Raw genomic sequence first — 13,393 nt, 5'->3', positions numbered from 1 at the left:
GGCTGGGCTGGAGCCGAAGTGGCAGCCCAGCCACGTCGCCGATGGTCAGGCCGAGGCGCGGACGACCAGCTCGGTGGGCAGCACCACCGAGCTGGGCACGTGCTCGTCGTGGTCGACCAGGCCGAGCATCTGCCGGGCCATCGTGCGGCCCATGTCGACGATCGGCTGCCGGACCGTGGTCAGGGCGGGGTCGCTGTACCGGCTGATCTCGAAGTCGTCGAAGCCGATCACCGCCACGTCCTCCGGCACCCGGCGGCCCGCGTCCTTCAACGCCTGCAGCGCGCCGTGTGCCATCATGTCCGAGGCCACGAAGACCGCGTCCAGGCTGCCGTCGGCGGCCAGCAGCGCGTTCATCGCCTTGACGCCCGACTCGCGGGTGAAGTCGCCGATCGCCTCGTGGCCGCGCAGGCCCGCCTCCTCCAGCGCCGCCCGGTACCCGTTCAGGCGGTCCACGCCGGCCACCATGTCCTGCGGGCCGGCGATGGTCGCGATCCGCCGCCGGCCCTGGGCGACCAGGTGCCCGACCGCCTGCGCCACGCCGCCGAAGTGGTCCACGTCGACATACGGGATCAGCGTCTCGGGCGGGGACATCGGCCGGCCGCTGCACACCACCGGGATGCCGAGGCGGGCCAGCTTGCCCGGCAGCGGATCGGCGCCGTGCATCGAGGCGAACATGACGCCGTCGACGTGGCCGGCCATCGCGTAGCGCTCGACCCGGTCGTGGCTGGCGGCGGACCCGGCCATCATCAGCACCAGCTGCTTGTCGGCCGCCTCCAGCTCCTGGCTGACGCCCCGGATCACCGCCGGGAAGAACAGGTCGTCGGAGAAGACCCGGCTCGCCGTCTCGGGCAGGATCAGCGCGATCGACTCGGTGCGCTGGGTCACCAGGCTGCGCGCGGCCTGGTTGGGCACGTACCCGAGCTCTTGCACGGCGGCGTTGACCGCATCGCGAATGGCCACCGCCACCGTGGTCGAGCCGTTGACGACCCGGGAGACCGTCGCCCGGGAGACCCCGGCGCGCCGGGCCACCGCCTCGAGGGTCGGCCGCTCCCGGGTCACCATCAACTCACTCCAAGCCGTTGCGTCGGATCACGTCGGAATACCAGCGCGCGCTGTCTTTCGGCATGCGCTCCTGCGTCGTGTAGTCCACCTGCACGATGCCGAAGCGCTTGGCGTAGCCCTCCGCCCATTCATAGTTGTCCATCAAAGACCACACGAAGTACCCCCGCAGGTCAACACCGTGGGAGATCGCGTCCAGGCAGGCCTTCAAGTGCCCGTCAAGGTACTCGATCCGGCGCGAGTCATGAACGCCGTCCGAATACGCCGCGCCGTTCTCGGTGATCAGCAGCGGCACTCCGTAGTCGGCCTGCAGGCGCTCCAGCAGCCGGGTCAGCGCGGCCGGCTCGATCTGCCAGTTCATGTCGGTGACCGGACCGACCGGCGGCCGCCACTCGATGCCCTCGGTGCCCGGCGCATCCGGCGCGGCCGGGGCGCCCGGCTTCGCCGACACGTAGGCGGGACTGTAGAAGTTGACGCCGAGCACGTCGATCGGCTGGCTGATCTGCTTCTCGTCGCCGTCCTGGATGAACCCCAGGTCGGTGAACCGCGACATCAGCGTGCGCATGTCCTCGGGGTATGCGCCCTTGACCAGCGGGTCGAGGAAGATCCGGTTGTTCAGGCCGTCCACGATCCGGGCGGCCTCGCGATCGGCCGCGTTCGACGGGTCGAGCGGCTGCACCTCGGACGGGTTGAGGGTGATGCCCAGGGTACGAGCGCCCGCCCCGCGCAGCGCCTCGACCGCCAGGCCGTGCGCGAGCAGCAGGTGGTGCACCGCGCGGAAGGTCGCGACCGGATCGGTGATGCCGGGCGCGTGCCGGCCGCTGGCATACCCGAGGTACGCCGAGCACCACGGCTCGTTCAGCGTGGTCCACGTCTGCACCCGGTCGCCGAGCTTCGCGTACATGACCTGGGCGTACTCGGCGAACGCGAGGGCGGTCTCCCGGTTGGCCCAGCCGCCACGGTCCTGCAGCGTCTGCGGCAGGTCCCAGTGGTAGAGCGTGACCAGCGGCTCGATGCCCTTGCCGAGCAGTTCGTCGGTGAGCCGGTCGTAGAAGTCGAGCCCGCGCGTGTTCACCGGCCCGGTGCCGTCCGGGCGGATCCGCGGCCACGCGACCGAGAACCGGTACGCCGCCAGCCCCAGGTCCGCCATCATCGCGACGTCCTCGCGATAGCGGTGGTAGTGGTCGCACGCGACGTCGCCGGTATGCCCGGCGTAGACCTTCCCGGGCGTACGCGAGAACGTGTCCCAGATCGACGGCCCTCGGCCGTCCTCGGTGGTCGCACCCTCGATCTGATAAGACGCCGTTGCCGCGCCCCAGACGAATCCGTCCGGGAACCTCAGCCCGGACGCCTCGCCCGCGCCGCCGGGCTCCGTCGCCTCCGACGTGACGGTTGCCGTCATGCCTTCACCGCTTTCTGCGAATGGGTGCCCCTTCCGGGGTACAGCGTAATTCCATTCGCCTTTGCGGCAGATGATCGTGGGTTGCGGAACCGTTTCCGCATCATGGGACGTCAGGCGGCGTGCAGCGCGGAGATCAACCGCCGGTCGCCGGTCAGCGAGACCGCCTCGATCGGACGGCGGCCCATCAGCACGAGCTGCAGCTCACTGGCCGTGCCGGTGGCCGCGGCGCGCGCGTGGTGATCGTCGGTGTCGAGGATCGTGCCGGTGTCCAGCAGCGCCACCCCGGCCCCGCGCAGCCGCACGAACCACTCGTAGCTCGCGTCGGTGGCGGTCAGATGCACGACTCCCTGCAGCTCGGTCGGCTCGTGCCGCCGGCCGGCGGGCAGCCAGGTGTCGAGGATCTCGGTGACCCCGTCGGCGGCCAGTTTCGCCTCGATCGGGGTGGCCCGGCCGGCGGCGCTCTCGGCGTCCCACCGGTGCACGGAGATCTCGTGGGCCATCCGGCGGTGCCAGAAGCCGGCCTTCTTGGCCTGTGCCGGCCAGGTCCACGCCGGGAATTCGGGATCCAGCGCGTCCAGCGTCTCGATGGTGCCGGTCAGCTCGCGGCGCAGGGCCTCGAGCGCGTCCGGCCAGTCGGGCCGCGGCTGCGGCACCACCCGGTCGTCGGGTCTGGTCACCACGCCGCGCGCGGCGGACTCGCGGACCCAGTGCAGCAGGGAGGTGAGGTGCTCGACCAGGTCGGCGACGGTCCAGCCGGGGCACGAGGGCACGGCGGCACCGGGACCGGCCTCCTCGACCGCATCCCGCAGCACCGGCGCATCCGCCCGCAGCGCGGCCAGCCAGAAGTCCTTCGTCGCGTGCAACCTGTTCATGACGAGCTCCCGCCCGAGTCCTGCGAAATTTACAACCCCTAGGCTTGACGCCGTGATCGACGCCCACCCCGGCCCGCTCGGGGCCTACACGACGCTACGCCTCGGCGGCCCGCCAGGCACGCTGACGGTCGTGTCGGAAACCGACGATGCTGTAGCAATCGTGCGAAAAGCCACGGCGTCCGGGGAGCCGACGCTCATCCTCGCAGGAGGCAGCAACGTCGTCGTCGGCGACGCCGGGTTCGGCGGTCACGTGCTGCTGCTCCGTACCCGGGGGATGCGCGAGGTGGCCCGCGACGACGGGCACGTCACGGTGCGCGTGGCCGCCGGCGAGCCGTGGGACGCGTTCGTCGCTCGTACCCTGGGGCTCGGGTTGTCGGGTCTCGAATGCCTCTCCGGGATCCCCGGGTCGGCCGGTGCGACGCCGATCCAGAACGTCGGTGCCTACGGCCAGGAGGTCGCCGAGACGATCGTCGCGGTGCACGCCTACGACCGGGTGACCGACCGGGTGGTGGCGATGGACGCGAGCGAGTGCGGCTTCGCCTACCGGACCAGCGTCTTCAAGCACAGCGACCGCTGGGTGGTGCTCGAGGTCGATTTCCGGCTCGCGCTCTCCGCGGAGTCGGCTCCCATCAAGTACGCCGAGCTCGCGCGGCAGCTCGGCGTGCGGGCCGGCGATCGGGTGCCGCTGGACCGGGCCCGGGAGACCGTGCTCAAGCTGCGCGCGGGCAAGGGCATGGTGCTCGACCCGGACGACCGCGACACCTGGTCGGTGGGGTCGTTCTTCACCAACCCGATCGTGGCCGCGTTGCCCGAGGAGTCGATGCCCAACTGGCCCAACGGCGACGGCTTCAAGCTGCCCGCGGCCTGGCTGATCGAGCGGTCCGGTTTCCACAAGGGCTTCACGACCGGCGGCGGGGTCGCGATCTCGTCCAAGCACACGCTGGCGCTGACCAACCGCGGCGAGGGGAGCACGTCGGCCCTGCTCGACCTGGCCCGAATCATCCGCGACGGGGTGCGGGACCGGTTCGGCGTCGAGCTGCACCCCGAACCGGTCCTGGTCAACTGCGCCCTGTAGCTCAGTCCCAGCCGAAGACCTGCGTGTAGTACGGCGTCCCGTCCTCGGCGAGCCGCACGCCGGCGCCGATGGAGCGCGCGTCGCAGTTCAGGATGTTGGCGCGATGCGCCGGACTGGCCAGCCACGCCTGCATCACGTCGGCCGGGTCGCGGAAGCCCCAGGCGATGTTCTCGCCGGCGGGCTGCTGGTAGCCGGCCTGACGGGCCCGGGTCACGAAGGTCGAGCCGCCCGGCCCGGCGTGCCCGAAGTTGCGGGTGACCGCCATGTAGCGGCTCTGCCGGATCGACGCGACGATCAGCTCGGTGTCGGCACGCAGCGGCGGGCAGCCGGCCTTCTCGCGGGCCTCGTTGGTGGCCGTGAAGAGCTCGAAGCTGACCATGCCGGTCGGCGAGTAGGTCGGTGCGGCCGAGGCCGGCGCGGGCAGGGTCAGCAGGACCGGCACGGCGAGGCCGGCGATGAGGGACTTCCAGATCATGGAGTCATCGGACCGTTCCGCCCGGCCGTCCGTCCGATTTATCGGCGTTCCTGTCCGCCGCCGCGGAGGGTCCTGTCAGGCTGGAGGTTTCAGCGGAAGCCGGATCGAGGCGCCGGCCCCGGTCGCCGGATCGTAGGTCAGCTCGACCGATCCGCCGTGCCGGGTGGCGATCGCATCCGCCAGCAGCATCCACAGGGCGGTGCTGCGGCGCCGGTGCGGCGGCTCGGGCGCGGCCAGCATCCCGGCCATCAGGTGCTCGTCGGTGAGCTGCTCCGACTGCCGCGCGGTGATAATCACGGTCCACGCGTCGGAGTCCGCCCGCGACTCGATCGCCGCCGACCGGTCGGCGGCCCCGCTGGCCACCGTGCCGAGCACCGCGTAGAACATGTCACGCAGCAGCGCGCCGTCCGCGTGCAACAGTGGCCCGGCGCCGTCCGTCAGCGTCGCGGCGGTGTGCGGCTCCCGGTCGGCCAGCAGGTCGATGGCCTCCCGGATGAGCGCGGCCAGGTCGACGTCGGCGGGTCGCACGTCGATGTCGCCGGTCTGCAGCCGGCTCACCACCATCAGGTCGTCGACCAGCGTCAGCATGCGGTCGGTGTTGCGCCGGACCGCGGAAAGTGCCAGCGAGCGTTCGTCCGGTGCGAGATCGTCGGAGTCGAGGCTCTCGGTGAAAGAGGCGATCGTGGTGAGCGGCGTGCGCAGCTCGTGGGAGATGACGGCCAGGAAACGAGCCTCGAGCGTGGTGGTCACCAGATCCTCACGGACCGGCCCGGACGGCGGATAAGCACGCTAAACTATAACTGTCCGTATTTGCTTGGACACATCACGCTATCGTGGTTTTTCGCGTGTCTTTCTGCGGGCCCACTACGGGGGTTGTGGCGATGGGTACAACGAGCGTGACGTTCACCGGTGACGCCGGATGAGCCGGCTGCTGGTGGTCGAGGACGACCCGGACATCGCGCTGGCCCTGCGGCTGCTGTTCAGCCGGGCCGGGTACGAGGTGGCGCACGCCGGCGACGGGCGTACCGGGCTAAAGGAGGCGTACGCCGAGCACCCAGATCTGGTCGTGCTCGACGTCGGCCTGCCCGAGATGGACGGCTGGCAGGTGCTCGAGCGGCTACGCGACGTCTCCGACGTGCCGGTGCTCGTGCTGACCGCCCACGGCCAGGAGACGGAGAAGGTACGCGGGCTGCGCGGCGGCGCCGACGACTACCTCACCAAGCCGTTCGCCAACAACGAGCTGCTCGCCCGGGTCGAGGCCCTGCTCCGGCGCTCGTCCAGCGGCCAGAACAGCTGGGCCAGCCAGATCTACGACGACGGCCTGGTGCACCTGGACCCGACGAAGCGCCGCGTCTACGTCAAGGGTGACGAGAAGCGCCTGACGCCCACCGAGTTCCGGCTGCTCAACGCGCTGGTCCGGCACGCCGGCGCGGTGCTCAGCCCCAATCAGCTCCTGACCCAGGCCTGGGACGACCCCACCGGCATCGGCCAGGAGCGAGTGAAGTTCGCCGTGCTGCGCCTGCGCCGCAAGCTCGGCTGGTCCGAGCCGGACGACTCGCCGATCGAGTCGGTCCGCGGCTTCGGATACCGCTACCGCAAAGCGTCCGGCGACGAGGGTTAGGGGAGGTACCACACGGTGGAAGACCTTGGTGAGATCGTCGGCGAATTCCTCATGGAGAGCCACGAGAACCTGGACCAGATCGACCGGGACCTCGTGGACCTCGAGCAGGAGCCGAACTCACGCGACCTGATCTCACGCATCTTCCGGGCCATTCACACGATCAAGGGCACCAGCGGGTTCCTTGCCTTCGGCCGGTTGGAGACGCTCGCGCACGCCGGTGAGTCACTGCTCTCCCGGCTGCGGGACGGCGTGCAGCCGGTCACCCCGGAGACGATCACCACGCTGCTGGCCACGATCGACGGCGTCCGGTCGCTGCTCACCGCGATCGAGGAGACCGGCAACGAGGGTGACGTCGACGTGGACGCCATCATCAGCACGGTCCACGCGCAGATGCAGGCGCCGTCGTCCGAAGCGCCCCCCGCGAAGGCCGCGGAGGAGACGCCGGTGCCGCTCGACGAGGCGACCCGGCCCGCGCCCGAGCCCGTTGAGGGGCAGCGCAAGCCGCTCGGCGAGATGCTCGTCGAGTCGGGCGCCGCCCATCCCGCCGACGTCGGTTCGGCGCTGGCCCAGCAGCTCGAGGGCGACGACCGCAAGCTCGGCACGATCCTGCTCGACGAGGGCAAGGCCCAGCCCGCCGCGGTGAACGAGGCGTTGCAGCAGCAGACGCCCAAGCGCAGCGTCGCCGACCAGGCCATCCGGGTCGACGTCGATCTGCTGGACAACCTGATGAACATGGTCGGCGAGCTGGTGCTGGCCCGCAACCAGTTGGTCCGCGGCGTGATGGAGACCGGCGACTCGGCGCTGGTCCGGATCGCCCAGCGGCTCGGCATGATCACCAGTGAGCTGCAAGAGGGGATCATGAAGACCCGGATGCAGCCGATCGACCACATCTGGTCGAAGCTGCCCCGGGTCGTCCGCGACCTGTCCAACTCGCTCGGCAAGCAGGTCCATCTCGACATGCAGGGCAAGGAGACCGAGCTGGACCGCAGCCTGCTCGAGGCGGTGAAGGACCCGCTGACCCACCTGGTCCGCAACGCGGTCGACCACGGCATCCAGGTGCCGGAGCTGCGGACGGCGGCCGGCAAACCCGCCGAGGGCACGCTGACGCTGCGGGCGTACCACGAGGGTGGGCACGTCGCGGTGGAGGTGGCCGACGACGGCGCCGGCATGGACGTCAACCGGATCGCGGAGAAGGCGGTCGAGAAGGGTCTGATCCGCGCCGACCAGGTGGCCGGCATGGACAAGCGGGAGATCATGGCGATGGTCTTCCAGCCCGGCTTCTCCACCGCCGCCCAGGTCACCAACGTGTCCGGCCGCGGCGTCGGCATGGATGTGGTGAAGACCAACATCGAGCGGATCGGCGGCACGGTCAGCGTCGACTCCACGCTCGGCGAGGGCACGGTCTGGCGGTTGAACATCCCGCTGACCCTGGCCATCATCCAGGCGCTCACCGTGGACTGCGGTGATCAGCGCTACGTCATCCCGCAGGTGGCCGTGCTCGAGCTGGTCTTCATCGACGGCCAGTCCACCAAGATCGAGTACGCCTCCGGCGCGCCCGTCTACCGCCTCCGCGGCAAGCTGCTGCCGCTGGTCCGGCTGGACCGCGCGCTCGGCCTCGAAGTGGGCGGCGACCAGGGCGTCTACATCATGGTGCTGCAGGCCGACGGCCGCCGCTTCGGCCTGGTCGTGGACCGCGTCCTGAACACCGAAGAGGTGGTCGTCAAGGCGCTGAACAGCAGGTTCAAGGAAATCGGGATGTACGCCGGCGCCACCATCCTGGGCGACGGCAAGGTGGGCCTGATCCTGGACGTGTCCTCGCTGGCCCGCCGCTCCCACCTGGCCCAGGACTCGGAGCGGGAGAACACGATCGGCACCTCCCGCGGCAGCGGGACGACCGGCGGCGGCGAGCGGCTGCTGGTCACCGCGGTCGGCGAGCGGCGGGTGGCGATCCCGCTCGACACAGTCACCCGGCTCGAGGAGTTCCCGCGCGACCGGATCGAGCAGGCCGGCTCCCGCGAGGTCGTGCAGTACCGCGGGCAGATCCTGCCGCTGGTCCGGCTGTCGCACCTGCTGGGGGCGTACGGCGAGGAGCCCGAGGGGGACACCGTGTCGGTGGTGGTCTACAGCGAGGGCGGCCGCAGCGTCGCGCTGGTCGTGGACCGGATCGTCGACATCGCCGAGAACTCGACCGCCGCCCGCCGGGACGCCGAAGAGGACGGCCTGGTCGGCACGGCGGTGATCCAGCAGCGGGTGACCGAGCTGCTCGACGTGCGCCGGGCGATCCTCGCCGCCGACCCCAACTTCTACCGCGACGCGGACGACCCGATGCTGGTGGAGGCCTGACATGGCGAGTCGCCAGTTCGCCACGTTCGAGGTGGCCGACCAGCTCTTCGGGGTCGAGGTGGACACGGTCCAGGAGGTGCTCTCCTACAACGAGTACACCCCCGTGCCGCTCGCCCCGCCGGCCGTCGGCGGGCTGTTCAACCTGCGCGGTCAGGTGATCGCCGCGGTGGACCTGCGGGTGCAGCTGGGGCTGGCCCGGCAGGCGCTGCAGGGCCCGGTGATGAACGTGATCCTGCGTGGCGACGGCGAGCCGGTCAGCCTGCTGGTGGACCGGATCGGCGAGGTGGTGGACCTCGACGACGACGCGTTCGAGCCGCCGCCGGACACGCTCAGCGGCCCGACCAGGGAGCTGGTGATCGGCACGTTCAAGCTGGACGGCCGGCTGATGCTGCTCCTTGACGTGCACCAGGCCGTCGACACCTATCGAGCCACCACCTGATGTACAGCCTGGTCAGCGCGCCCGTCCTGGGCTTCGACCTGACCCGCCTGGGCGGCGGGTCGGCGACGGCCGAGGTGATGCTGCGCGGCCTGCGACTGGGCGCCGGCGACCTGTCGGTGCTGGCCGAGCGCCTGCCGCACGAGGACGTCCGCGGGCCGCTCTGGGTCGAGGTGGAGAGCGCGGCCCGGCGGATGCCGTCGCTCAAGACCATGAAGGAGGACGACCCGGCCGGCGCGCTGGCCCTGGTCGAGCGGGCCCCGATCGGCACGGTGGACGCGCTGCTCACCTGCCTGCGCTACGACGTCATGGCCTGGACCTGGCAGGGCACCGGCCGGGACGCCAAGCAGAGCCGGGACGCCGAGGCGGCCACCGCGCTGCTCTGCGACGCCGCCGTGGCCAGCTATCTGCGAGAGGTGCTCGACGCCTCGACCCGGCGGATGCTCGGCGCCGGCTGGGTCTCCGCGATGCGCAAGCTGACCGTCACCGCCCCGATCGACCTCGGCCCGCATCACTATGCGGTGTCCTCGCTGCTGGAGAAGCTGCGGTCGATCAGGCAGAAGGATCTGAGCCGCCTGGTGACCGCTGCGGAGGACGCGCGACGCAACGCCGGGGGGTGGTCCCCGGCCGTGCATTCGGCGTCGTGGGCGGCGTATCTGTCGGATCGGGTCCGCACGGCCGCCGCAGCACAGATGCTGTTGGTGCAGGCCGTCGACACGGCCGCGATTCCGCTGGCCGACCGGGCCGGCGGGGTCTGGAACATGCTCAGCGGCGCGGTCCAGGCGCTGGTCGTCCGCGACCTGCTGGACACCGCGACGGCGCACCGGCTGCTCGCGCCGGTCGTCGCGGCCCTCGGCCCGTCCTGGCTCGGCGAGAAGGGGGTGCTGTGATGATCAGTGTCCTCGTCGTGGACGACTCCGTGGTGGTCCGCAAGCTGATCGTGGACGCGCTCGGCGGCTCGCCCGGCATCGAGGTGGTCGGCACCGCCGCGAACGGCCTGCTCGCCCAGGCGAAGATCGACCAGCTCAAGCCCGACGTCGTCACCATGGACATCGAGATGCCCAAGATGAACGGCATCGAGGCGGTCCGGGAGCTGCGCAAACGGCACCCGCGACTGCCCGTGATCATGTTCAGCACGCTGTCGGCCGCGGGCGCCTCGGCGACCCTCGAAGCCCTCGCGGCGGGAGCCACCGACTACGTCACCAAGCCGTCGAACGTCGGATCGATCGCCGAGTCGGTGGCCGCCGTGCGTACCCAGATGGTTCCCAAGATCAAGGCGCTGGGGCAGCGGTTGCTGCCCCCCGCCAAGCCGGCGGCCCTCTACAAGCGGCCCGTTCCGCCACCGCCGGTCAAGAGCGCGCCGCAGGTCGCGCGGCGCGGCCCGCAGGGCAGGGTCGACCTGATCGCGGTCGGCTGCTCCACCGGCGGCCCGGACGCGCTCACCAAAGTGCTGCTCGGGCTCACCTCCGACCTGCCCGTGCCCATGGTGGTCACCCAGCACATGCCGCCGGTCTTCACCCGGATGTTCGCCGAGCGCCTCGACCGCAGCACGTCGCTGTCGGTCGTGGAGGCCGGCGACGGCATGGAGCTCGCGAACGGCACCGTCTACATCGCGCCGGGCGACAAGCACCTGGTCGTTCATCGGCGGGGCACGAGCGTGGTGATCCAGCTCAGCGGCGCGCCGCCGGAGAACTCCTGCCGGCCCGCGGTGGACGTCATGTTCCGGTCGGTGGCCCAGGTCTACGGCGGGAGCGCGTACGCGGTGGTGCTGACCGGCATGGGCGCCGACGGCCGGGGCGGCGCCAAGGTGTTGCGGGACGCGGGCGCCGAGGTGCTCGCCCAGGACGAGGCCAGCTCGGTGGTCTGGGGCATGCCTGGCGCCGTCGTGCAGGCCGGGCTGGCCGGCGAGGTGCTGCCGCTGGATCGCATCGCCGGCGCCCTCACCGCCCGCCTCAAGGTCGGCCGGTCCGCGGCGGTGGCCCGATGACCCTGTCCGCCGCCGACTTCTCCTTCGTCGCCACGCTGGTGCGCAAGGAGGCGTCCATCGTGCTCGCGCCCGGCAAGGAGTATCTGGTCGAGGCCCGGCTGATCCCGGTCGCCCGGCAGGTCGGTGCGGCCAGTGTCGCCGAGTTCCTGAACGAGCTGCAGCGGCGGCCCAACGCCGCGAACCAGCGCCGGATCGTGGACGCGCTCACCACCAACGAGACGTCCTGGTTCCGCGACCGGGAGCCGTTCAACGCGCTCACCGACGTGGTGCTGCCCGAGCTGGTCAAGTCGCGGGGCGCGAACCGGCGGGTGCGGGTGTGGTCGGCGGCCAGCTCCAGCGGTCAGGAGGCGTACAGCCTGGCTATCACGCTCGTCGAGAACCTGCCCACCGGCTGGTCGTACGAGATCATTGGCAGCGACATCTCCACCGAGATGATCAACCGGGCGGAGACCGCCGAGTACAGCCAGGTCGAGGTGAACCGCGGCCTGCCGGCGGCCCAGCTCGTGCAGTATTTCGAGCGCGCGGGCGCGCATTGGCGGGTCGCGCCGTCGCTGCGCCGCAACGTCAGCTTCAAGCTGATGAATCTGACCGCGCCGCTGCCGCCGATGCCCCCGTTCGACGTGATCTTCCTGCGCAACGTCCTGATCTATTTCGACGTGGCGACCAAGAAGAGCGTGCTCCGCAACGTCGCCCGGCTGCTGCGGCCGGACGGCTGGCTGTTCCTCGGGGCGGCCGAGACGACGATCGGCATCGATGACAACTATGAACGGGTGGCGGCCGGACGGACCTCTGCCTACCGGATCCGTACCGCCGCGCCGGCCGGCGCCGCGAGGAGGGGATGAGGCCGCATGCGCGCCATGGTGATCGACGACTCCCGAGCGATGCGCATGATCCTCAAGCGCATCGTCACGAAGCTGAACTTCGAGGCGGTGGAGGCGGGTGACGGGCAGGAGGCCCTCGACCTGCTGGCCACGATGGACGGGGTGCCGGACCTGGCCCTGATCGACTGGAACATGCCGAACATGAACGGGCTCGAGTTCGTCACGAAGGTGCGGGCCGACCCGCGGCTGCGGGAGATGACGCTGGTCATGGTCACCACCGAGAGCGAGCAGAGCCAGATCGTCCGGGCGCTCGCCGCCGGCGCCCACGAGTACGTGATCAAACCGTTCACCGAGGGGGCGATGGTCGAGAAATTGGCCCTGCTCGGTCTAGTTCCGACCGGAGCGAACTCATGAGTGTCGACGTGGTGGTGAATGAGAACGACCTCGCCGAGATGGTGGGCCAGGTCTGGGTGTCGTATCTGGATCCCGAGGGGGTCAACCCGCTGATCCCCACCGGCGATGAGAAGCAGCCGTCCGAGGTGCACTCGTCGGTCTCGATCAGCGGCTCGTGGACCGGGCACGTGGTGTACGCCTCGTCCACCGTGGCCGCGCGCAAGGCGGCCGCCGCGTTCCTGGCCGTGGAGGCCGACGAGGTCAGTCCGGAGGACCTGTCCGACGTCCTCGGCGAGCTGGCCAACATCGTCGGCGGCAACGTGAAGGCGATGCTGCCGGCCGGGTGCTTCCTGTCGCTGCCGCAGGTGGTGCTGGCGCCAGAGTCGGCCACGAAGTACCCGAACGCGGAGCGGATCAGCGGCCTCTACGGGGTCTGGGAAGGCGAACCGGTCTCGGTCTCGATGTGGCAGAGCCGAGACAGCAAGAAGGAGGAGACGGCATGAAGATCCTGATCGCCGATGACAGCCGTGTGATGCGGCAGATCGTCACCCGGACGCTGCGTCAGGCCGGCTTCGGCGACCACGACCTGGTGGAGGCGGCGGACGGCAAGGAGGCGGTGGAGAAGACCACCGCCGAGGGCCCCGACCTGGTCATCTCCGACTGGAACATGCCGGAGATGACCGGCATCGAGGTGCTGCGCATGCTCCGCGCGTCCGGCAACGACGTCAAGTTCGGCTTCGTCACCTCGGAATGCACGCCCGAGATGCAGCAGCAGGCGGAGGCGGCGGGCGCGGCCTTCTTCATCGTGAAGCCCTTCACCGCTGAACGATTCGACGAAGTTTTTGCTCCTATTTTGGGATGATATAGCCATGTCTGACACCTCGGTTATCCCCGGCTCACACCTCGTCC

At 70.5% G+C, this 13,393-nt stretch carries 15 protein-coding genes; 10 read left to right on the top strand and 5 right to left on the bottom strand.

Annotated elements, in window-relative coordinates:
- Nucleotides 1-45: 45 nt before the first annotated feature.
- From AB0M20_RS00740 to AB0M20_RS00730, 3 genes are all read right to left on the bottom strand, one after another.
- Nucleotides 46-1,062: a LacI family DNA-binding transcriptional regulator gene (locus AB0M20_RS00740; protein WP_364291497.1), complete on the bottom strand. Its 1,017-nt coding sequence runs from the start codon at nt 1,060-1,062 to the stop codon at nt 46-48.
- 4 nt (nt 1,063-1,066) lie between these two features.
- On the bottom strand, nt 1,067-2,461 hold the full coding sequence (locus tag AB0M20_RS00735) for a GH1 family beta-glucosidase (RefSeq protein WP_364291494.1): 1,395 nt from the start codon (nt 2,459-2,461) through the stop codon (nt 1,067-1,069).
- Between the two features lie 110 nt (nt 2,462-2,571).
- Nucleotides 2,572-3,333, bottom strand: a complete 762-nt coding sequence (locus AB0M20_RS00730; RefSeq protein WP_364291491.1) for a maleylpyruvate isomerase family mycothiol-dependent enzyme — start codon at nt 3,331-3,333, stop codon at nt 2,572-2,574.
- Nucleotides 3,334-3,385: 52 nt separating this feature from the next.
- Here AB0M20_RS00730 and AB0M20_RS00725 point away from each other — a divergent pair, with 52 nt between their 5' ends.
- Nucleotides 3,386-4,408 (top strand): UDP-N-acetylmuramate dehydrogenase, encoded by a 1,023-nt coding sequence (locus tag AB0M20_RS00725; RefSeq protein WP_364291488.1) that lies wholly within the window; start codon nt 3,386-3,388, stop codon nt 4,406-4,408.
- 1 nt (nt 4,409) lies between these two features.
- Here AB0M20_RS00725 and AB0M20_RS00720 read toward each other — a convergent pair whose 3' ends face one another.
- Together AB0M20_RS00720 and AB0M20_RS00715 are read right to left on the bottom strand one after the other, a co-directional pair.
- Nucleotides 4,410-4,883 carry a CAP domain-containing protein gene (locus AB0M20_RS00720; RefSeq protein WP_364291485.1) on the bottom strand — a complete coding sequence of 158 codons (474 nt, stop codon included), beginning with the start codon at nt 4,881-4,883 and terminating at the stop codon, nt 4,410-4,412.
- A 75-nt stretch (nt 4,884-4,958) separates the two neighbouring features.
- The gene (locus AB0M20_RS00715; protein ID WP_364291482.1) at nt 4,959-5,633 is read right to left on the bottom strand and encodes a HAMP domain-containing sensor histidine kinase; all 675 of its coding nucleotides are present in this window, start codon (nt 5,631-5,633) and stop codon (nt 4,959-4,961) included.
- Between the two features lie 169 nt (nt 5,634-5,802).
- On the opposite strand from AB0M20_RS00715, the gene AB0M20_RS00710 reads away from it, so the two are divergent.
- The 9 genes from AB0M20_RS00710 to AB0M20_RS00670 are packed head-to-tail and all read left to right on the top strand — an operon-like array spanning nt 5,803 to nt 13,346.
- Nucleotides 5,803-6,504: a response regulator transcription factor gene (locus tag AB0M20_RS00710; protein WP_364291479.1), complete on the top strand. Its 702-nt coding sequence runs from the start codon at nt 5,803-5,805 to the stop codon at nt 6,502-6,504.
- Between the two features lie 15 nt (nt 6,505-6,519).
- Nucleotides 6,520-8,847 (top strand): chemotaxis protein CheA, encoded by a 2,328-nt coding sequence (locus AB0M20_RS00705; RefSeq protein WP_364291476.1) that lies wholly within the window; start codon nt 6,520-6,522, stop codon nt 8,845-8,847.
- 1 nt (nt 8,848) lies between these two features.
- Nucleotides 8,849-9,286 (top strand): chemotaxis protein CheW, encoded by a 438-nt coding sequence (locus AB0M20_RS00700; RefSeq protein ID WP_364291473.1) that lies wholly within the window; start codon nt 8,849-8,851, stop codon nt 9,284-9,286.
- On the top strand, nt 9,286-10,173 hold the full coding sequence (locus AB0M20_RS00695; RefSeq protein ID WP_364291470.1) for a hypothetical protein: 888 nt from the start codon (nt 9,286-9,288) through the stop codon (nt 10,171-10,173). The genes AB0M20_RS00700 and AB0M20_RS00695 overlap by 1 nt, the downstream gene beginning before the upstream one ends.
- Nucleotides 10,173-11,270 (top strand): chemotaxis response regulator protein-glutamate methylesterase, encoded by a 1,098-nt coding sequence (locus tag AB0M20_RS00690; RefSeq protein WP_364291467.1) that lies wholly within the window; start codon nt 10,173-10,175, stop codon nt 11,268-11,270. Before AB0M20_RS00695 ends, AB0M20_RS00690 begins: the two co-directional genes overlap by 1 nt.
- On the top strand, nt 11,267-12,112 hold the full coding sequence (locus AB0M20_RS00685) for a protein-glutamate O-methyltransferase CheR (RefSeq protein WP_364291464.1): 846 nt from the start codon (nt 11,267-11,269) through the stop codon (nt 12,110-12,112). Before AB0M20_RS00690 ends, AB0M20_RS00685 begins: the two co-directional genes overlap by 4 nt.
- Nucleotides 12,113-12,118: 6 nt before the next feature.
- Nucleotides 12,119-12,505 carry a response regulator gene (locus AB0M20_RS00680; RefSeq protein ID WP_364291461.1) on the top strand — a complete coding sequence of 129 codons (387 nt, stop codon included), beginning with the start codon at nt 12,119-12,121 and terminating at the stop codon, nt 12,503-12,505.
- The gene (locus AB0M20_RS00675; protein ID WP_364291458.1) at nt 12,502-12,987 is read left to right on the top strand and encodes a chemotaxis protein CheX; all 486 of its coding nucleotides are present in this window, start codon (nt 12,502-12,504) and stop codon (nt 12,985-12,987) included. Before AB0M20_RS00680 ends, AB0M20_RS00675 begins: the two co-directional genes overlap by 4 nt.
- Complete coding sequence (locus AB0M20_RS00670) at nt 12,984-13,346, top strand: response regulator (RefSeq protein WP_364291455.1); 363 nt, start codon at nt 12,984-12,986, stop codon at nt 13,344-13,346. The genes AB0M20_RS00675 and AB0M20_RS00670 overlap by 4 nt, the downstream gene beginning before the upstream one ends.
- Nucleotides 13,347-13,393 lie beyond the last annotated feature (47 nt).

The organism is Actinoplanes sp. NPDC051633 (genome assembly GCF_040681735.1).
Taxonomy (GTDB): domain Bacteria; phylum Actinomycetota; class Actinomycetes; order Mycobacteriales; family Micromonosporaceae; genus Actinoplanes.
Note: the sequence above shows the minus strand (reverse complement) of the source record. Positions and strands in the feature narration are given on the sequence as shown.